This window comes from Kangiella sp. M94 (genome assembly GCF_054926195.1).
The window spans coordinates 2,467,408-2,488,130 of the sequence record NZ_CM142903.1; the positions used below are offsets into that span (position 1 = coordinate 2,467,408).

Consider the following 20,723-nt stretch of genomic DNA (forward strand, 5'->3'; position numbering starts at 1 on the left):
TATTACTTAACGCGTGGCTCAAGCTTACCCGCTTTGTAATCCAGCGCCATCTGTTCCATATTGATCGGCTTAATTTTGCCTGCGTTGCCGGCCGTGCCAAAAGCTTCATAACGCGCTTTACAGATTGCCTGCATCGCATCTTGGGCAGCTTTGTTGTATTTGCGTGGATCAAACTCTTTTGGATTATGCTTCAAGAATTTGCGCACCGCACCAGTTGCTGCTAATCGTAAATCAGTATCAATGTTGACCTTACGAACACCGTGTTTGATGCCTTCCTGGATTTCTTCAACTGGCACACCATAAGTTTCACCCAGGTCACCACCGTATTCATTGATGGTCGCCAACCAGTCTTGGGGCACTGACGATGAGCCGTGCATGACAAGGTGCGTATCTGGAATGCGCGCATGGATTTCTTTGATGCGCTTAATGGCCAAGACATCGCCTGTTGGTGGACGGGTAAATTTATAGGCACCGTGCGAAGTACCGATGGCGATTGCCAGTGCATCCACTTTAGTGTCTTTCACGAACTGAGCTGCTTCTTCCGGATCTGTTAGCAGTTGGTCATGACTTAATACGCCTTCTGCGCCTGAGCCATCTTCTTCACCAGCCATGCCCGTTTCCAATGAACCCAGGCAACCTAGCTCACCTTCTACAGAAACACCACAGGCATGAGCCATCTCGGTGGCCAGCTTAGTTACGCGAACGTTGTACTCATAGCTTGCTGGCGTTTTCATATCTTCTTCTAGAGAGCCATCCATCATTACTGATGAGAAGCCAAGCTGGATTGACTGCTGACATACTGCCGGCGATGAACCGTGATCCTGGTGCATACAGATTGGGATATGCGGGAACTCTTCGGTTGCTGCCAAAATCAGGTGGCGCAGGAAGTTTGATCCCGCGTATTTACGAGCACCCGCAGAAGCCTGAATGATCACTGGACTGTCAGTTTCATCCGCTGCCTGCATAACAGCACGCATCTGTTCAAGGTTGTTTACGTTAAATGCCGGAATACCATAATCATGCTCTGCTGCATGATCGAGTAATTGGCGAAGTGTAATTAAAGCCATTTTCTTTCCCCTTAACTTTGTATCCTGTTCGACAGTCTTTTAAAGTTAGCCTTTCGCTCGCTCTTCTAAGATTGCCACTGCTGGTAATTCTTTGCCTTCCAGGAACTCCAGGAAAGCACCACCACCAGTTGAAATGTATGAAACCTTATCTGCAATACCGTACTTATCAACCGCCGCTATGGTGTCGCCACCGCCTGCGATTGAGAAGGCATCACTGTCAGCAATTGCTTTAGCAATCACTTCCGTACCGTGACCAAACTGGTCAAATTCGAAAACACCTACTGGACCATTCCAGACAATAGTTTTCGCTGCTTTTAGAATCTTGGCAAGATGTTCGGCTGACTGTGGGCCAATATCGAAAATCATATCATCTTCTGCCACATCATTAACTGACTTAGTCTCCGCGGCTGCCGATTCTGCGAACTCTTTACCGGTTACCACATCAACCGGCACTGGAATGTCGCCACCTTTGGATTGTGCCTGTTCAATTAAACGCTTGGCTTCCGGCATCAAGTCTTCTTCGTACAACGACTTGCCCACCGGGTGACCTGTCGCAGCAATAAAAGTATTGGCAATACCACCGCCGACAATCAATTGATCAACAATGTGTGATAGTGAATCCAAAACTGTTAGCTTGGTCGAAACTTTTGAGCCACCAACAATCGCAACCATTGGACGTGCCGGATTATCCAGAGCTTTGCCTAAAGCTTCCAGCTCACCCGCCAGCAATGGGCCTGCGCAGGCAACTGATGCAAACTTAGCAACGCCATGAGTGGATGCCTGAGCGCGATGAGCAGTACCAAAAGCGTCATGCACAAATACATCGCATAAATCAGCGTACATTTTAGCAAGGCGATCATCATTGGCTTTTTCACCGACGTTACAGCGAACGTTTTCAAACAAAACCACTTCGCTCTGATTAACTTCAACGCCATTTAAATATTCAGTAACCAAACGCACCGGAACATCCAAAACCTCGTTTAAATAATCAGCCACGATTTGCATGGAATCGTTTTTAGTCAGCACACCTTCAGTCGGACGACCACGGTGCGACATCACCATCAGCTTAGCACCTTTTTCCAGAGCCAGCTTAATGGTTGGTAATGCCGCCTGAATGCGAACATCACTGGAAATTTTGCCGTCTTTCACTGGCACATTAAGATCTTCACGAATTAAAACGCGTTTTCCCTGAAGATCCAGATCAGACATTTTCAACACATTCATAGTCTTAAACCATTCATGGTAGTTAAATAACCAAAGCTGATTTAGCCCTGGTTTAGCTTTAATTTAGAAAAACAAATGGTGGGCCAAGGCCCACCCTACAAAAGACAATGCCTTCCAGAATTAATACTCTGGATAGCTTAGATTTTGAGTATCACGACAAAAAAATATCACTAATCTAAGCTAGAATTTTTGGTTTTAGGCGAGGCGCCTGTCATTTTTAGAGTGTGCGGTGTACAAGAGTACATAATCACGATAAAAATGACAGGCAACAAAGCATAAAAACAAAAAGACTGCTTAGACAGACATCATCTTGATGGCAACGTCTAACATACGGTTACTAAAACCCCATTCATTATCATACCAGGTCACTACTTTCACGAAGTTGCCGTCTTGTACGCGAGTCAAACCAGAATCAAATGTTGATGATGCTGGGCTGTGGTTGAAGTCTACTGAAACCAATGGTTCGTCGTTGTAGCACAGTACGTGACCGTCTGCCGCTTTCTTAACGATGTCGTTAATTTCTTCGGCTGTAGTGTCGCGACCAGCTTCAAAAGTCAGGTCAACACAAGAAACGTTGATGGTTGGCACGCGCATAGCGAAACCATCTAGCTTGCCGTTCAATTCTGGAAGTACTAAACCAACTGCTTTAGCGGCACCAGTTTTAGTTGGGATGATGCTTTGTGCTGCAGCACGCGCACGACGCAAGTCTGAATGCTGATTATCTATCAGGCGTTGATCGTTGGTGTAAGCATGAATGGTGTTAACCAAACCTTTGTTGATACCAATGGTGTCATTTAAGACTTTTGCCAATGGTGCCAAGCAGTTTGTAGTACAAGAAGCATTCGATACCACGCGGTGTTCTGGCTTAAGAATGTCATCATTAACACCAAATACAACCGTAGCATCCACGTCTGCAGCACCTGGGGCTGAGATAAGAACTTTCTTCGCGCCACCTTTGAAGTGCTTGGATGCGCCGGCCTGATCTTTGAACACGCCCGTACATTCAAAAACAACATCTACGTCCTGCTCGCCCCAAGGAATGAGCTCTGGGTTACGCTCGGCATACAACTTAATTTTGTCGCCATTAACGATCATGTATTCGCCGTCGGTTGAAACGTCGGCATTAAAACGACCGTGAGTAGTATCATACTTCGTTAAGTGAACGGTGGTTTCCGCTGGGTGTGAAGAGTTGATAGCAACTACTTGAATGCGATCACGATAACCGTGCTCGTAAATCGCTCGAAGGGCGGTACGTCCAATACGTCCATAACCATTAATTGCAACTTTAACTGTCATCTTTGTCTCCAAAAATTACTCACGCGTTTAATCTAAAAGTTCTTCGGCTACAGCAACTACATTGTCTACTGTAAAACCAAAATGTTTGAATAGGTCACCGGCAGGGGCTGACTCGCCAAAGCTGGTCATGCCAACGATGCGACCGTCAAGGCCAACGTACTTGTACCAGTAATCTGCAATACTCGCTTCGATGGCAACTCGACTTGGTACATCGCTTGGCAACACCGCTTCTTTATAGCTGGCATCCTGTGCTTCAAAGACATCGGTTGATGGCATAGAAACTACACGCACCTGCTTGCCTTTTTCGCTCAAGACTTTTGCTGCCTGAACCGCCAGTTCAACTTCTGAACCGGTGGCAATGAAAATTAATTCTGGTTTGTCCGCACTTTCCACCAGGATGTAACCACCACGCTCAACATTAGCAAGCTGCTCTGCATCACGCTGCTGATGCTCAAGATTTTGACGGCTCAGACTCAAAGCTGTTGGGCCATTGCGACGCTCAATAGCCGCTTTCCAGGCCACTGCAGTTTCCACTGCATCGCATGGACGCCACACCGACATGTTCGGCGTAGTGCGTAAATTCGCTAACTGCTCGATAGGCTGATGGGTCGGGCCATCTTCACCGAGGCCTATAGAGTCGTGGGTGAATACATAAATCGCCTGCTGCTTCATGAGCGCTGCCATGCGCAAAGCATTACGCGCGTATTCCATAAAAATCAGGAAGGTGCCGCCATAAGGCATCAAACCGCCATGTAGCGCCATGCCATTCATGATGGCGCACATACCAAACTCACGCACACCGTAATACACATAGTTACCACTGGCGTCTTTCGCTTCAATGCCTTTGGAGTGGCTGTGAATGGTCAGGTTTGAACCTGCCAAGTCGGCAGAACCGCCAACTAACTCAGGTAATAATGGTGCATAGGCGTTGATTGCCATTTGCGAGGCTTTACGAGAAGCGACTACCTGGCCATCTTCTTGCAGCTTACTGATATAAGCTTGTGCTTGCTCTGCAAAGTCTTCCGGCAAACGGCGACTTAAGCGACGCTCAAGCTCACTGCCTAATTCCGGGAAAGCCTCTTTGTAAGCAATGAATTTCTTGTTCCAGTCTGCTTCCTGCTGTTGGCCCACTTGGCGCGCGCTCCATTCTTCACGAACAATTTCAGGAACTTCAAAGGCTGGGTGTGGCCAGTTTAGCTGTTTACGGGCCAGTTCAATTTCATCATCTCCTAATGGCGCACCGTGACACTCTTCTTTACCTTGCTTGTTAGGCGAGCCGAAACCAATAATGGTTTTGCAGCAAATCAGGGTTGGACGCTCACTATCCGCACGCGCTTCTTCGATGGCTGCCTTGATAGCTTCTGGATCATGACCATCTACCGCTGGAATCACCTGCCAGCCGTATGCTTCAAAACGCTTTGGCGTATCGTCAGAGAACCAGCCGTCCACTTCACCATCAATCGAAATGCCATTGTCATCGTAGAAAGCGATTAACTTGCCCAGACCTAAGGTACCGGCTAGTGAGCAAACTTCATGGGAAATGCCTTCCATCATGCAACCATCACCCATAAACACGTAAGTGAAATGGTCGATAATGTCATGCTCAGGTTTATTAAATTCTGCTGCCAGCTTCTTTTCGGCAATCGCAAAGCCTACCGCATTGGCAATGCCCTGACCCAGCGGGCCAGTAGTGGTTTCAACACCGGGGGTATAACCGAACTCTGGGTGGCCAGGCGTTTTTGAATGCAGTTGACGGAAGTTTTTCAGGTCATCAATAGAAATGTCATAGCCAGTAAGGTGCAATAACGAGTAAATAAGCATTGAGCCATGACCATTAGACATCACGAAACGGTCACGATTAACCCAGTCAGGGTTTGCTGGGTTATGGGCTAGATAGTCATTCCACAGGACTTCAGCGATATCAGCCATACCCATTGGCGCGCCGGGATGACCAGATTTGGCTTTTTGCACCGCATCCATACTTAAGGCACGGATAGCATTCGCAAGTTGAAAACGGGTAAGCGAGTCATTACCTGACAATGACATGAGGTCTCCTCAAAAGGCAGCATTTTTTAGGCCGCATATTGTCGCAGACCCGCCCTGACCAATCAAATGATTTGCCTGTTTTTTATTCAGTTTTTTTATATCACAAGGCAGTCAACTCGGGCTTTATAGCCAGATTCATGCAAATCTCTCTTTGCCATTAGAACAATTAGTCTGATTCGTTATGAGCTATAAATTCATCCAGATCAAAGTCAGTGATATTCAACATGGTCTCAATATCCCAGGGCGGAACAGGACGACTGAATATGAAACCCTGAATTTCTTCACAGCCCATTTCGCGTAATGCTTCCACCTGGTTACGATTCTCGACACCTTCTGCCACCACCTTAATATCAAGGTTATGGGCCAGCGTCACAATCGAAGCGACCAAGTTCCGATCACGATCAGAGTCTTCCAGATCCCAGACGAAGGTTCGGTCAATCTTTAAGGTATCAATGGGGAAATCCTTAAGATTGCCGAGCGAGGAATAGCCAACGCCGAAGTCATCTAGTGCCAGACTAATGCCCATATCTCTTAAGGTACGCATTTGTTGTAGCGATTGAGCCAGGTCTTCCATTACCATACCCTCGGTAATTTCGAACTCTAACGCATCTGCCTCAATTTTGGCTAAATGCAGTGCATTTTTGACCGTTTCCCACAAATTTTCATGGTAGAACTGAACGGCAGACAAGTTGACTGCTACTTTGCCATGGAAGATGCCGCGGTTTTGCCAGTCACGGATTTGCAGGCAGGTTTTTTCAATAACCCTTTGGCTAATCGGAATGATAAAGCCAGCTTCTTCAGCTAACGGAATGAACTCACCCGGTAACACCAAGCCTCGTCGAGGGTTACGCCAGCGCACCAAGGCCTCCATGCCAGTAATCTTGCCGGTTTGCAGGCTAACCTTAGGCTGGTAGAACATGACAAACTCATCTTTTTCTATCGCTTGCCGTAACTCACCTTCCAGATTAATACGCAACTTGGCCTGCTCGTTCATCTGACGGGTATAGAATTGATAGGTATTCTTGCCCTTTTTCTTAGCGTAATACATTGCCGTATCCGCATTCTTTAATAACTCTTCTGCGGTCAGGCCATTTTCTGGATACATCACAATCCCAATACTGGGCGATACCACTACCTCAGTTGTTGAAAGTGATAGTGGCTTGGCAAACTCATCCAGTATCCCTTGGGCGATTTTGGCCGGCTTGTTCCAGGTATCTACTTCCTGCAATAGCACAGTAAATTCATCGCCACCCAAGCGAGCAACAATGCCATGCTCTTCACTGACTATATCTTGTAGAATCTTTGCTACATAAATAAGCAGTTGGTCACCAATACCATGCCCCAGTGAGTCATTAATCCGCTTAAAGTTATCCAGATCAATAAACAGCAGCGCATGCTGATCACCACGTCCCGAATTATCAATAAGTTGTTCAAAGTGAGAACGGAAGCTGGTTCGATTTTTCAGATCGGTCAACTGATCGACGGTAGCTAATCGGCGTAACTCTCGTTCCGCCTGTTTGCGGAAGGTAATATCTGAAAAAACACCCACATAGTTGATAATTTCTCCGTCATTATCCCTCACAACATCAATGTTAATTTCAATTGGGTAAGAAGTTCCATCTTTGCGCTTGGCAATCAATTCTCCGTACCAACACCCTTTTTCGGCTAACTCTGCACGTAAAACCTGAAATTCATCATCCGTTATCTGATGCAACGCACTGACCTTCATCAACTTGCCCAGCACCTCAACCTCTTCGAAACCGGTAATCTTTGTGAAGGCTTTGTTTACCGCAATGTAATGGAATTTCTCATCCAGAATCCAGACGCCGTCCGAAATATTATCAAAAGATTTGGCAATCATACTAAGCTGCTGCTCAGTACTTTTTAACTCAGTAATATTCTTTAAGGTGCCCGCCATGCGTAACGGTTTCTGATTTTCATCGCGACTGACCACCTTGCCCCGATCTAACACCCAGACCCAGCCTCCTTTTTCATCACTGATACGGTAAGTGCTTTCATAGTGCATAGATTTGTCAGTTAGATGAGCATTCAGAGCCTGACGAACAAAAGGTAGGTCATTGGGATGTATATTCGAGTTAGCCATTGAATAACCACTTCGAATGCCGTCCCTGGGGAAATCGTAGGGCCATTCATTGGACAAATGCAAAGCTCCTGACGGAATCTGCCAGTCCCACAACTCATCACCGCTTCCCCAAAGCGATAATTTCAAACGCTCTTCACTTTGCGTTAACTGCAAAGCGGCTGTTTTACGCTCACGCATTCGCGCCCAAATCAAGTAAGAGAAGGCCATAATAATCAGGCCCAGAATAAATCCATATAACGTGAACGCCGAAGCGGTTAACCAACTGGATGTTTTTATATGAACCTTGAGCTGCGCCGGTTTTTCACTCCAGACTCCATCTTTATTAGAAGCCTGGACCTGGAAAAGATAATCTCCCGGCTGCAAGTTAGTGTAGGTAACGCGGCGTCCTTTAGCATCCGTTTCAATCCAATTATCATCATGCCCTTCCATGCGATAACGATAGCGATTATTTTTTGGATCCGCATAATTCAAACCCGCAAACTCAAAGCTTATGCTGGTATCCTCTGGGAAAAAGGTTACTTGCTCGGCTAGATTTGCTGGTTTATGCAAACGTTTTTTATGTTCATCCTCAATAACAATTGGATTGTTATTGATCAAAATCTCCGTAATTACCGGAGTCGGCGGCTGTTTATCCGGTTGATAGGCTTCTGCACGGAAATTAACGATACCATTTATACCACCAAAATATAGGTTGCCATGGCGATCTCGAGTACTTGCTCCCGTATTAAACTCAAGAATAGGTTGATCTTCGGCGAGCGTAAACTGAGTCAAGCTGAAATCATCTGGCGAGACTCTGAACAACCCCCGTCCTGTCCCTATCCAGACAAAACCATTCGAATCCAGCTCCATGCTGTATATGCTGTCATGAATACCTGAGGTTGTGCTATTCAGAGCTGTTGCAACCTGTTTGGTTAAATCGATCACAATCAATCCATTACCAAAAGTGCCAACCCATAATCGATTAAATTTATCAAGCTGCAAACTCAACACTACATCTTTCGTTTCTTCGGGTGGATCTTTTATTAACTGGTCAAGCCCGCTAAAGCTCGACTTATCAATATCAAACAAATGAACACCGCTTTCTGTGCCAATCCACAAAGAGCGCTGATCGGCTGTTGGTAAAATCGCATTAATACGATTGTTACGATGAAAGTCTGCATCAATGACTTTATAACGTTCCACCCGGTAATTCTGATCCAGCTTCCATAAACCTTCAGTCGTCCCTAACCACAAATTTCCCTCGAGATAATATGCGGTTAGCAATTCTGCAGTATAACTTTCATTCTCAAAAACCTGCTGTAAAGCCTGAGTGTTAAGATTAAGTAACCACACTGAATCATAGGTCACCACCCATACTTTTCCCGAGCTGGCGGAACCAATATAGTTAATGCTTTTATTATTTAATTCAGGGGGAGCAATAAGCGCCAGCCGTTTTAAGTCAAGCGGATCTCTTGCATCCATTACAGTCACGCCATGCCCGTCACTGCCTACGACTAATTTGTCATCAATGGTCGCTTGAAGTGCAAAAGACACATCCCCGGCCAATGAGTCAACCGAGTCAGGTTGATAATAGTTATGGTTGAATAGTATAGCGTTGGGATTGATTTTATTGATATAAGCTGAAGTTCCAACCCATAAAATATCATTGCTGTCTTGAAACAGATGATTAATGGTGTTGCTGCCAATCGAGCCAGGTCGACCATAGCGATAATGATTTGAACGACCCGTTTTATGCTCAATTGAATAGAGTCCTTCTCTCACCGTACCCAGCCAAAGATTCTTATCTGCATCAAAAAAGACATTACTGGCCTGGATGCTAGTATCTCCTAAACCAAGTTCAGAATAATTAATGGTTTCAAACTCATTCTGTTCTGGTCGGTACTCAATAATTCCCTGTTGATAAGAGACCAGCCATAGATTACCTTCCGGAGTTTCTTTTATATCGCCAATGGTACCGAACTGATTGCCTGTTGATGAGTGAACGATGAAAAACTGCTCACTGCCAGGGTTAAACTCTGCCAACTCACCGCGAGTGGTTATTGCCCACACGCGCTGCTTACTGTCCACATAAATCTGACGTAATTCACTAACGGTAGCTGTGACTCGTCGGCTTAGCATGATGGGGTAAGTTTTGAAGCCTTCAATCGCAGGGTCATAATAAGAAGGGCCATTAAAGGTTGCTACCCAAACGCCACCCTTATCGTCTTTTGCCAAACTGGTGACATAGTCATTAGCCAGAGTGAAAGGCTCTAAAGGATTATGATGATAATTTATTATCTTTCCGGTCTGTTGTTGATAAATATTGAGTCCGTTCTCGGTAGCAATCCAGACGTCACCATTATCCGCAATCAGCAGGTCATGAATGGTGGTATGTGAAAGGTTGCTATTCTGCTTCTGAAATACCTTTATTTGATAACCATCATAGCGATTCAAGCCATCTTCGGTGCCAATCCACAAAAAGCCTTGTTGGTCTTCCACAATGACAGTAATGACACTTTGTGATAATTGATCTTCAATACCAATAGCATCAACAAGCTGTTGGTTAGCTTGCATCTGCTGGCTAAAAAAAATGGTCCCAATAAAACAGAAAAGAAAAAGAAGTCGTGTCACTATTAATGGCCCTTTGCGACGTTATTTACGCCTTTATGTGATCCTACCCAATAGGCTGCCCTCTAGTTTCGGTTAAAACGTCCTAAAAATCAAAGTTCTTACCCCTGACAGCTGATTTTGCTTATATTATGATGATGTTTAGACTTCACTCGATTGATTTGGAAAGGGAGAATTATGAAAAAGATTGCAGTTATATTATCTGGCTGTGGTGTCTATGACGGCGCTGAGGTTCATGAAAGTGTACTAACGCTGTTGGCGCTCGAACAGAATGGCCTGGACTATCAATGTTTTGCACCCAACATTGAACAAATGCACGTTATCAATCACCTGACCGGCAATGTTGCCGAAGGTGAGTCCAGAAATGTGCTGGTTGAAGCAGCTCGAATCGCACGAGGAAATATCAAGGATTTAGCAGAGGCCAAAGAATCCGACTTTGATGCGGCTGTATTACCCGGTGGCTTTGGCGCCGCTAAAAATCTGTGCGACTTTGCAGTGAAGGGCAGCGATTGCACAGTTAATCCCGAGCTAGAACGCTTTATCAAAGCCATGGCTGCAGCTAAAAAGCCGGTTGGCTTTATCTGCATTTCGCCAGCCATGATCCCTAGACTGTATGGCGAAGGTAGCAAGCTGACCATTGGTAATGATAAGGATACTGCCGAAGCCATTGAAGCCATGGGCGGTGTGCACATGGCCTGCCCAGTCGAAGACATTGTTTATGATGAGGAACACAAGCTACTTTCAACACCGGCTTATATGCTGGCCGGCAGTGTTTCCGAAGCCGCCAGCGGGATCAGCAAGCTCATCGCAAAATTGGCCAGCTTGCTGAAGTAAGTAGAAGCTTACTCTGCTTGCACAAACTCCCGTATCGCATCAAATGACTCCAGTGCAGGGAAGCACTGGCGTTTTCGACAACAATAAGCCACTGTTTTTTCTTGTGCAGGATACTTGTCCTTTAATAGATCACAGCTCGATTCAAGGCTAAACACCCAGCGCTGACCATATTGGCCAGTACTCAGATACTCTTGCCAGCCAATGGTCTGATGAAGCTCGCCTCGTAACACCCATATTTCTGAACCTTTTTCATAGGCATTTAAAGCACGCACCACCGATGGATACTGCAACGGCGCTTTGATAGCTTCTGCGCTCGCCTGTTGTAAGCTTTTTTCGATGAAATCCTGCCAATCCAGCTTGCCGGTCAAGTCGCTGACCAGCCATAACACCTCCAGTGCCTGGCAGGCGCTGTTAGGCATCGCATCATCGCTCCAGCTTTTATGGCGGGTAATGACCGTTTCAGCATCATTACTGGTATAGAAGAACCCGCCATTTTTCTGGTCCGCAAATTGAATCCATAACACATCGCACAGCTGAAGCAGCCACTTCCAGCTGCGTTCATCAAAATCAATACTTAACCTCATCAACAAGGCTTTTGCCAAGTAGGCGTAATCATCCAGAAACGCTGATTGATAGGCCTGCCCCTTTCGATAACAAGCCTTCAGTTCTGTACCATTCCAAACAGTTTGATATAAACCCTGCTGACAATCTTTGGCCTGCTGTAAAATGACATCATCGCCTAACTGGCGCGCCGCACTCAATAACCCCTGCAATAACAGACCATTCCAACTAGTTAATTGCTTGTCATCGAGAAACGGTAAAGGACGCTGGTCACGTTGCGCCTTCAATTGTTGGCGCACCGATTCAATCAGCAAGGGCAGCTGCTTTAAGTGTATTCCGGCCTGCTCGGACACTTGCTGCATTGAGTTGCGGCAAACCAAGTGCCAATGCCCCTCAAAATTGGGCTTGTCCGCTAAACCATAATAGGCTTTGGCTACCGCTTGCTCCTGCTCGCTTAAACTCTGTAGATCAGCTTGTTGCCAAACATAATAGGCACCTTCTTCACTATGCCCATCTTCATTTAAGCTATCAGCATCCAAGGCAGAATAATAAGTCGCCTGCTCGCTTACCATTTGCTCGCCCAGCCAACCGATACTTTGCTTTACTCGCTGCATCCAGTCGCCTTCTGCATAGTAATGACCAGCTTCTGCCATCAACTTGATTAGCTGACCATTGTCATAAAGCATTTTTTCAAAATGTGGAATATCCCAAGACTCATCCACACAATAGCGGAAGAAGCCACCGCCAAGATGATCATACAAACCATAGTCAGCAAAAGCGTGCAGGGTTTTAGACAGATGCTCACTTAACGCCGGTTGTTCGCTACTGTCATCAATCACCAGCTCAAAGACCGCTTGCCAGATAGCAGCCTGGGGGAATTTGGGGGCACCTTTTAAGCCACCAAAATCCTGATCGGCGCGCTTTAATATTTCCTCGACAAAGGCCTGATTAAGCACTGTCGAGTTAACCTCCGACCCTCCTTCAGAGCTACTGACTGAACCTGAAACAAACTGCAGCGCCTCCTGTATCTGGCCATTTTGCTGTTTGATCTCTTCTCGCTTCTCGGCAAAAACTCCCGCAATGTTTTTCAGCAAATCGGTGAATGCAGGCATACCGTACTTAGGTTGCTTGGGAAAATAGGTGCCGCTAAAGAAAGGAACCAGTGTTTGTGGGTCTAGAAAAGTCGTTAGTGGCCAACCACCCGCCTGCCGATTCAGCAGCTGATGGGCGAGCTGATAAGTTTTGTCCAGATCAGGCCGCTCTTCGCGATCCAGCTTGATATTGATAAATAGCTGATTCATCACATCTGCGGTCGCCGCATCTTCGAAAGACTCATGCGCCATAACATGACACCAATGACAAGATGAATAGCCCACTGATAACAAAATCGGCTTATCCTGCTGCCGTGCCAGCTCCAGCGTTTCATGATTCCACTGCTGCCAATGCACTGGGTTATCTTTGTGCTGATGTAAATAAGGGCTACTTGCATTCTGTAAAGTATTCTTGAGCGCTGTCTGCTGGGTCATAAGGTTATGAAACGATTCCATAAAGTTGCTTGAATTAGATCTTAAAGCATGGCACTTTTAACCTTACTCCTGCAACCACTTATGCCCAAGTTTGAGGCTTTCACATGAACCTATCTTTTTTACCCTTGCTCGACTGGATAGCCTTAGTCTGGTTTTTAATTTGCTGGATTGGTTATACCCAATATGCTCGCATACAACATGGCAAACGCCCGACCATTGCCAACCAACTAGCCGCCAATCGTGAGCAGTGGATTCAGAAAATGGTTGCCCGCGAGCTCAAAGTTGCTGATGTCACCAGCCTGGGCATTTTGCAACGTAATGTGACCTTTTTCGCTTCGACCACCATTTTTATAATTGCGGGCCTACTGACCGTTTTAGGCTCCACCGAAAAAGCTATTCACCTGTTGTCAGCCTTACCCTGGATTGAAATCGCCTCACGCGCCGTGTGGGAAGTTAAAATTATTCTACTGGTGATATGCTTTGCCTATGCCTTCTTCAAATTCACCTGGTCCATGCGGCAATATAATTTTGCGGTGGTTCTGTTTGGTGCAGCACCGGACCAGGGCTGCGATGAAAAAGAGCATCAGCTGTTTATCAAACATACCAACTGGTTACTAAGCCGTGCCTCCAACTCTTTCAATTACGGACTGCGCGCCTACACCTTCGCCATTGCCGTACTAGCCTGGTTCTTCAACTCCTGGTTATTTATTCTATGCGCCAGCATAGTGGTCTTGGTTTTGTATCGTCGAGAATGCCGATCAGCCACCTTGGCAGCGCTATACAACACCAGCCACCATAGCAGCGAAAAGCCCCTACCGGATTATTGGGGGTGATGGGGTTAGTTTAGCTTGGTTGTTATTTAGCAGTAGGTTGGTTATTAAATAATTACTGTGGGTTCGAAAAGCCAGGAATTGGCTGCCTTCCGATATTTAATTGGGCGAACGCAGTTCGCCCCTACAGACAATTTTCGTCGTATCACAAAGATTTCAAATAACGTAACACTTCAGCAAAACGGTCAATTTTCATGGTGTGGTTAGCATCCGTTGCGAATTGACCTTTAATGACGACCGTTGGTGCGTATTTGATTCGGTACTTTGCTGCTAAATCTTCTGCTCTTTGAACTTGGCGATATAATTCTTTATTTTCAAGCAACTCAGTTAAAGCTTCTTTATCGATGTCCATCGTCAATAACTCTTCCTGCATCGCATTGAAGTCGGTTACATCAATTTCGCCTGCATCAATTTTTGCAATCATGTCATTCTTTTGCTTTTCGCTTAGCTCCAGTAGTTCCATAACATAATGCAACTTGGCGGCTGCTCGCCATTCTGGACGGGCTATCAGTGGAATATACTCCAGCTCCTCAAGTTCCCCTGCCAGCTCTTGCTCAAGCATGCGACATGAAGTGCAGCCCAACCAACTAAAATACAGGTTATCTTCGGTATTCAGCTGGCTTTCATCGGTTAGAGTAATTCGCCAATAGTCTTGACCTTGCTCAATGGCATGAGCAGTACCCACATTGGCCGCAAGCAGAAAAGCTAAGACAGAAACTGATAAGAAATGCTTCATAAGTGTTCTCTAGAATATTAACTGAAACGAATTGCTAAATTATACGCCATAAAAAAAGGCGACCTAAGTCGCCTTTTTTACCCTGATTCAACAGGTCATTGCAACTTTAATAAGGTCAAATTAATGAAGACCCAACATAAAGTGTGCAACAGCTTCAATTTGCTGCCCTGACATACGGTTGGCGATGTCACGCATTACTGCGTTGTTATCATTGGTACGCTTAGCCCATGAAAAATCTTTTAATTGCTTGATAGCATATTCTGGGTGTTGGCCTGAAACCGCTGGATAACCCGCTAAATCAAGACCCTGGCCAGTTGCACCATGGCAAGCTGAACAAGCTGGAATGCCTCGCTCTGCGTCGCCCTGGAAGTAGATTTTCTTACCCAGCTCAAGGAATTCTTTGGATACAGCACCCAACTGAGTCTCTTGAGCGGCGTAGTACGCAGACAAGTCTGCAATATCTTGCTCGCTCAAATTAGCAACCATTGGTGCCATTGACGGGTCATAACGACCTTGTGATTGATCTTTCGCGCCAGCTTGAAAATCTTTAATCTGCTTTTCTAAGTATTTTGCGTTTTGACCGGCTAGTTTTGGCCACATCGCATTGGCACTATTACCATCCTGGCCATGGCAAGCGGCACAGGTTGCTGCCAACTCGGCACCTTTGGCGACATCACCTTCCTGCGCAGAAGCAGTAGCACCAAATAAGAATAATGCAATAATTGCTAACTTTTTCATCAGGTTACCCGTATAGTTCTGTTAAAAGGTCATCGCGGAGGCGCAATGACAGAGAATTCGAAAAAAGTTCGGTGAATTATAGGGAACTAACCAGTAAAATGCCAATATCTCTGATAAAAAATACTCTCTTATGAATTATCACATAGCCAAATATTTGCTTGGCGCAGCAAAACTCGCTCAACTGCCACCAGACGAAGGTGTCGAAGTTGCCTTTGCGGGTCGTTCCAATGCTGGTAAATCAAGTGCGCTCAATACCTTGACCCAACAAAAAAGCTTGGCGCGAACCAGTAAAACTCCAGGCCGAACCCAGCTGATTAATGTTTTTACTTTGGACGACGATCGACGCCTGATTGACCTTCCTGGTTATGGCTACGCCAAAGTTCCGGAAGCTATGAAGCTACAATGGCAAGCAGAACTCTCGCGCTATCTGCAACAACGCCAGTGCCTGCGCGGATTAGTCTTATTAATGGATATTCGCCATTTCCTCAAAGACAGCGACCAGGAAATGCTGGCATGGGCTGCCGAAGTTGGCTTGCCCGTTCACTGCTTACTCAGCAAGTCGGACAAACTTAAGCAAGGCGCTAAATCAAAAGCCGTCATACAGTGTAAAAAAGCGGTTAAAGAACTTCATCCAAACGCCACCGTTCAAGCATTTTCATCCCTTAAGCGTGATGGGCTCGATCAACTCTATAAAGTCCTTGATGAGTGGTATGAGTTACCACAGGATTCCGTCACCATAACTGAGTAGTCACTCTCTTCGACGACGGCTAAAAGAAAAGGGGCCATGAAAGCCCCTTTAATCTATTGATGTAACAATGTTAATTAAAACCTGAACGTAAGATCGTATTGTTTGCTCGAGCTTAAATTAAAATAGTTAGTAGCTGATGCAGTGACTTTTGCGTACATGGTGCCACCCACTCCCCCGAGACGGCTGCAAATTTCATTCGCTTTTTTTAGCACTGCTGTAGTACTGACAACTTTGACCTTTGGGACTTCATCGCCTGAACCCGGTAACGGAATACTTCGATCCAGATTTTCACCAAGCTCACTAAAACCATACTCTTTCTCGCTTCCATCTGGATTATAACTTCTCACCTGACACTTAAATTTCACCCTAAATTGAACAGATACATTTTTAACCCCCGACTGCAGGTCTTCTGCGGTGGCTAAGAATGTAAATCTCGTATTTGGGTTTACTCCACGAAAAACTGCTGTCTCATCTTCGCGTAAGTAATCGACATTAACGGTTGTACCGTATGCCGCGCTCAAATCCGTGCCTGGCATTGACACTTTGATTGTTGGTGGGCTGTACTCACCACCATCAGGCAAGCGAACGGTTTCACATCCAATCAGGAATAGTGCTGCTATATAAATGGGATAATGTAATATACGACTGACTTTCATTTTAAACTCCTTGTAAGTTATTTGGGCTTCATGCCCACCCATCAGACTACAAGCTACGATTTCACTTTTCATAGAGCAAAAGGCTTATATTAATGTGCGTTATATCTGCTTTGTTTTGCAAAGCACTGCCGCCTTCGCTAGGATCAGACCATTAAGCCTTTGTTTATCCGAGCGAGGAAACCCATGACCATCCGTATCATTGCTGTAGTTATATTTCTGTTCAGCACCACGACTTTTGCAGCAGAACAAGAAAATACCAAAGACCAGCCAACAAAAAACAACGCCACTACAGCGCAGTATCCTCCACTCATCGAGCGCTATATTCTGGATGAGCTAAAGAGCATTCGCCATGATCAACAGGCATTCAGAGCAGAAGTGGAACACAAAGTAGCAAATGCTCGCCTTGATGTATCCGATCGAGCGATTCGTTACACCACCGACACTCTTAATAATGTCTTCATCATTATTACCACTGCTGCTTCTTTATTAGTATTAATGGGCTGGAGATCGCTGCGCGATGTTCGAAGCAAACTTAACGAAGTAGTCGAAACTAAAATCACCGAACTGACCAGTAAATATGAACTGCGCTTAAAAGATTTGGAAGACAAACTCAAACGCCGTTCACAAGAAATTATTGAGGCTCAGGAAGACATATCGAAAGCTAACGAAATTCACTCGATCTGGATGCGTGCCGCACTTGAAACCAACATGCACCAGAAAATAAAGCTGTATGACGAATTACTCGCTATGAACCCCACTGATATCGAAGCATTAATTTATAAAGCTGATGCAGCGTTTGAACTGGGTGACTACGAATGGGCCTTTAGTCTCGCCAACCGTGCCATTGACCAAGATGAGGAATATGGCCTCGCCTACTGGCAAAGAGCCTGTGCCAACGCCGCCAATGGAGCTCTTCAAGAAGCCATCAGTGATATCAAAATAGCTGTAGAAAAAGCGCCTAAGTTAGCCGAAGAAATCGAGCGTGAAACTGCGTTCGAACCTTTACATGACCTGGATGAGTTTAAAGAATTATTAGGCTAGAAAAAAAGGCCAGCAAATGCTGGCCTTTTTTTATTACTAATTTCATTGCATTATGGAAATTGTAGTGTCCCCTCCGCATGCTTTTTCCAGCGACGCGTATCGTAATTTTCAAAGTACCAGAAGTCTGAAAACTCCTCATTTATTTCACCGAACATTAGAGGATGGTAGTTGAAACTATGTTGATTAATTGTATAAAAGTAATCACCATTCATCTCAAATAGATCAAGCGTTCTTCTGTTAAAAACAAAGCAATCTGGTGTTAATGATTCACAATAATTAAAAGAAGCATCGCGGTATCTTTCAACAACTAACTTACCAGCTTCTAATCGCCACTGAACTGGTTCAAAGTTATACTCAGAACTATCAGCAACACCATCTCCATTTTCATCAACACCCGTTGCCTGATAACCAGTTTGGTCTTCTTTCAGATATACTAAAAAGCTTAACTCTGGTGAAGTTAAGTCACCTTCCAACTCGTACAAGCCAACCACATTACTTTCATCCCACAAGCTTGGCGTTTGTCTAAGGGCAATATTACCACCTAAAAACCCTTTATTATTTAGCAAGCTATCTTTAACAATAACACCAACGTTATTTTCACTGGTTTTAATGACTTCGATTGTCGCTCCACTCAAGGTGAGAGTTAAGGTACCGTCTTCATTTAAAGTCCAGACTCCATCTCCCAGTTGAGGCATGCTGTTATAGACCATGCCGCTTGGGGTTAGCTCAAAACTAGATGCATCATGTTTAATATCATTCGTTAGAATACCGTAGTTATTGGTAACTCTTTCTTCAGTATAGTTTAAGAAGTCAGCTCTTAATGGCAGCATCAATTGACCAACTACGTCATCTTCACTTAATGGTATTAGCTTCTTTGTCATAACAGCAATACCATGTTCTACAAATGACTCATCAGCTATTTCAGGGTTATTTGGATAATGATAAGTTCCATTTGTTGTTTCAATAACGATGTCAATATTAGTAAAGCTTTTTAAAAGCCTTAATTTTTTCGAATCATATGATTTTTCTTGGCTTACATAACCGCTGCCTCTGTAAACCGAAACAGTTGACACAACCACATCCGTTAGAAGCACAACTTCTAATTCAGCTCCTGTATTTAACCATTGACCCTGATGCGGGTACTCGCTATAGATGTAAGTTGCCTGTTCACTTGTATCAAAGTCATAATATCCAGTAAGCTTGGCGAGATCTCCCGTGGTATGAATATAGAATTCAGGAGTCGCTTGGTATGCAGTTATTAAATCCTGTGAAGTGAAAATCTCATTCTGAATATCAGCAAACGTATTTTCAGTTTCTACTGACCAGTCAGTGCCATAAAAGGTTCTATAATTCTCAACGTTTGAAACCAACTCCCACGTATTACTGACACCTTCTGGGAGAACTGCTTCTTGATTTGTACTTGAATAGTCAACAAGAAACTTAATAGATGCCGCCATTCCTAAAACTGCGGTACCATCAAGCTTTAGAGCGGCAGCCTCTAATTCAGACAAAGTCAAAGGCAACTCATTCTCATTGCGATATTTTAATTGGCCCAGAATAGCCGTAGAAATATGAGTAACATCTACACCATTATTCTCTTCAGCAGTTAAGATATTATCATCGCCCGCTTGTTCTAAAATGCTACCAAAACTACCAACAACAGATTTCAGGTGAACATAAGATTGTTCATCTACACCTTCGGCACTTACTATTACTACCGCCTCGCTGATCTCTTGATCTTCGTCAACTCCAATCTCTAGCGTATAGTTACCGTCAGTATCAGCGGTAGTTGTATATGTAGTACCAGCTACTGCTACGCTCACTTGAGCATTCGCAATCGGTTCGTCTGTTACAACACCTTGCAGAGTAACTTTTTGCTCATCTACAGGGTTGACGGTTACAATGACACTGTCTGAACCTGAGGCCCCGTCATTGTCGGTTACTGTTAGTGTGAACTCTATACTGGTCGCCTGTTTTGCAACTGGAGCAGTAAATTCAAGATTTTGTTGACTGGTATTGCTTAAAGTAATTTGTGGACCCGAAGTTTGTGCCCAAGAGTAGGAAGCAATGGTGCCATCACTATCAGTACCTGAGCCTTCAACTGTTACCGCTGTCTGCTCGTCAACGGTTTGATCAGCTCCGGCATTCGCGGTAGGTTTTTGATTAACAGGTTCCGGATCCGGTGAAGAGTCAGAACCTCCACCACTACAGTTGATAATCCCCAGCGAAAAAATTGAAACAAGTAAGAACTTAAACCCTTTATTATTCATGAAGAATTTCCTATGTAATTATTAACAATGCGCTTTTTAGCCTTGCGGATAATAAACGGATTTGCTCATATTTCAAGCCAAAATGTCATTTATGCATTATTTCATTTCATATTAGAAACATTGAAAGTAAATATAAATTATAGGCGCGTCTTTATGTTTTAATGATTTAGCCTTGCCATTATTGATAGTGATCACGAATTAACTTGAGGCAAAAAAAAGGGGTGGCCTGAGGGAACAAGGCACCACCCCAAATGCGCAATTCAGCTTGGGGGGGCCGAATTGCAAATCCCGCTGGAAGGAGGGAGTCGCGGGGAGCGCATTCGTTGCGCTCAGTTTAATAGACACTGCTTTGGGGTGTTTGTTGCAAGAAAAGTGTCAGCTTTTGTAAAGACTGGTAAGAAATGTGAACCGCCTAACGATAGCAATCTTAAGCTTAAAA

At 44.8% G+C, this 20,723-nt stretch carries 14 protein-coding genes; 4 read left to right on the forward strand and 10 right to left on the reverse strand.

What is annotated here, in order from left to right:
* Positions 1-2: 2 nt before the first annotated feature.
* The 5 genes from fba to ACYTXU_RS11465 form a co-directional block, all read right to left on the reverse strand.
* A complete protein-coding gene (gene fba / locus ACYTXU_RS11445; RefSeq protein ID WP_462206913.1) occupies positions 3-1,067 on the reverse strand; it encodes a class II fructose-bisphosphate aldolase in 1,065 nt (354 codons plus the stop codon).
* Positions 1,068-1,112: 45 nt separating this feature from the next.
* On the reverse strand, positions 1,113-2,291 hold the full coding sequence (locus ACYTXU_RS11450) for a phosphoglycerate kinase (protein WP_462206914.1): 1,179 nt from the start codon (positions 2,289-2,291) through the stop codon (positions 1,113-1,115).
* Between the two features lie 294 nt (positions 2,292-2,585).
* Positions 2,586-3,587: a type I glyceraldehyde-3-phosphate dehydrogenase gene (gene gap / locus ACYTXU_RS11455; RefSeq protein WP_462206915.1), complete on the reverse strand. Its 1,002-nt coding sequence runs from the start codon at positions 3,585-3,587 to the stop codon at positions 2,586-2,588.
* Between the two features lie 27 nt (positions 3,588-3,614).
* Entirely contained in the window at positions 3,615-5,633 is a 2,019-nt protein-coding gene (gene tkt / locus ACYTXU_RS11460) for a transketolase (RefSeq protein ID WP_462206916.1), read from the reverse strand.
* A 166-nt stretch (positions 5,634-5,799) separates the two neighbouring features.
* Positions 5,800-10,290, reverse strand: a complete 4,491-nt coding sequence (locus ACYTXU_RS11465) for an EAL domain-containing protein (RefSeq protein WP_462206917.1) — start codon at positions 10,288-10,290, stop codon at positions 5,800-5,802.
* A 231-nt stretch (positions 10,291-10,521) separates the two neighbouring features.
* Between ACYTXU_RS11465 and elbB the strand changes: the two genes are divergently transcribed.
* A complete protein-coding gene (elbB, locus tag ACYTXU_RS11470; protein ID WP_462206918.1) occupies positions 10,522-11,178 on the forward strand; it encodes an isoprenoid biosynthesis glyoxalase ElbB in 657 nt (218 codons plus the stop codon).
* An 8-nt stretch (positions 11,179-11,186) separates the two neighbouring features.
* Here the strand turns inward: elbB and ACYTXU_RS11475 are convergent, their stop codons facing one another.
* Entirely contained in the window at positions 11,187-13,265 is a 2,079-nt protein-coding gene (locus ACYTXU_RS11475) for a thioredoxin domain-containing protein (protein WP_462206919.1), read from the reverse strand.
* A gap of 104 nt (positions 13,266-13,369) precedes the next feature.
* Between ACYTXU_RS11475 and ACYTXU_RS11480 the strand changes: the two genes are divergently transcribed.
* A complete protein-coding gene (locus ACYTXU_RS11480; protein ID WP_462206920.1) occupies positions 13,370-14,098 on the forward strand; it encodes a DUF599 domain-containing protein in 729 nt (242 codons plus the stop codon).
* Between the two features lie 142 nt (positions 14,099-14,240).
* On the opposite strand, the gene ACYTXU_RS11485 is transcribed toward ACYTXU_RS11480, so the two are convergent.
* Both ACYTXU_RS11485 and ACYTXU_RS11490 read right to left on the reverse strand, forming a co-directional pair.
* A complete protein-coding gene (locus ACYTXU_RS11485) occupies positions 14,241-14,831 on the reverse strand; it encodes a thioredoxin domain-containing protein (RefSeq protein WP_462206921.1) in 591 nt (196 codons plus the stop codon).
* A 120-nt stretch (positions 14,832-14,951) separates the two neighbouring features.
* Positions 14,952-15,569, reverse strand: a complete 618-nt coding sequence (locus ACYTXU_RS11490) for a c-type cytochrome (RefSeq protein WP_462206922.1) — start codon at positions 15,567-15,569, stop codon at positions 14,952-14,954.
* Between the two features lie 130 nt (positions 15,570-15,699).
* Between ACYTXU_RS11490 and yihA the strand changes: the two genes are divergently transcribed.
* Positions 15,700-16,317 (forward strand): ribosome biogenesis GTP-binding protein YihA/YsxC, encoded by a 618-nt coding sequence (gene yihA / locus ACYTXU_RS11495; protein ID WP_462206923.1) that lies wholly within the window; start codon positions 15,700-15,702, stop codon positions 16,315-16,317.
* Positions 16,318-16,391: 74 nt separating this feature from the next.
* Here yihA and ACYTXU_RS11500 read toward each other — a convergent pair whose 3' ends face one another.
* Positions 16,392-16,973, reverse strand: coding sequence for a hypothetical protein (locus ACYTXU_RS11500; protein ID WP_462206924.1), 582 nt, complete (start codon positions 16,971-16,973; stop codon positions 16,392-16,394).
* Between the two features lie 183 nt (positions 16,974-17,156).
* Between ACYTXU_RS11500 and ACYTXU_RS11505 the strand changes: the two genes are divergently transcribed.
* A complete protein-coding gene (locus ACYTXU_RS11505; protein ID WP_462206925.1) occupies positions 17,157-18,014 on the forward strand; it encodes a tetratricopeptide repeat protein in 858 nt (285 codons plus the stop codon).
* Positions 18,015-18,064: 50 nt separating this feature from the next.
* On the opposite strand, the gene ACYTXU_RS11510 is transcribed toward ACYTXU_RS11505, so the two are convergent.
* Positions 18,065-20,284, reverse strand: coding sequence for a PKD domain-containing protein (locus ACYTXU_RS11510; RefSeq protein WP_462206926.1), 2,220 nt, complete (start codon positions 20,282-20,284; stop codon positions 18,065-18,067).
* Positions 20,285-20,723 lie beyond the last annotated feature (439 nt).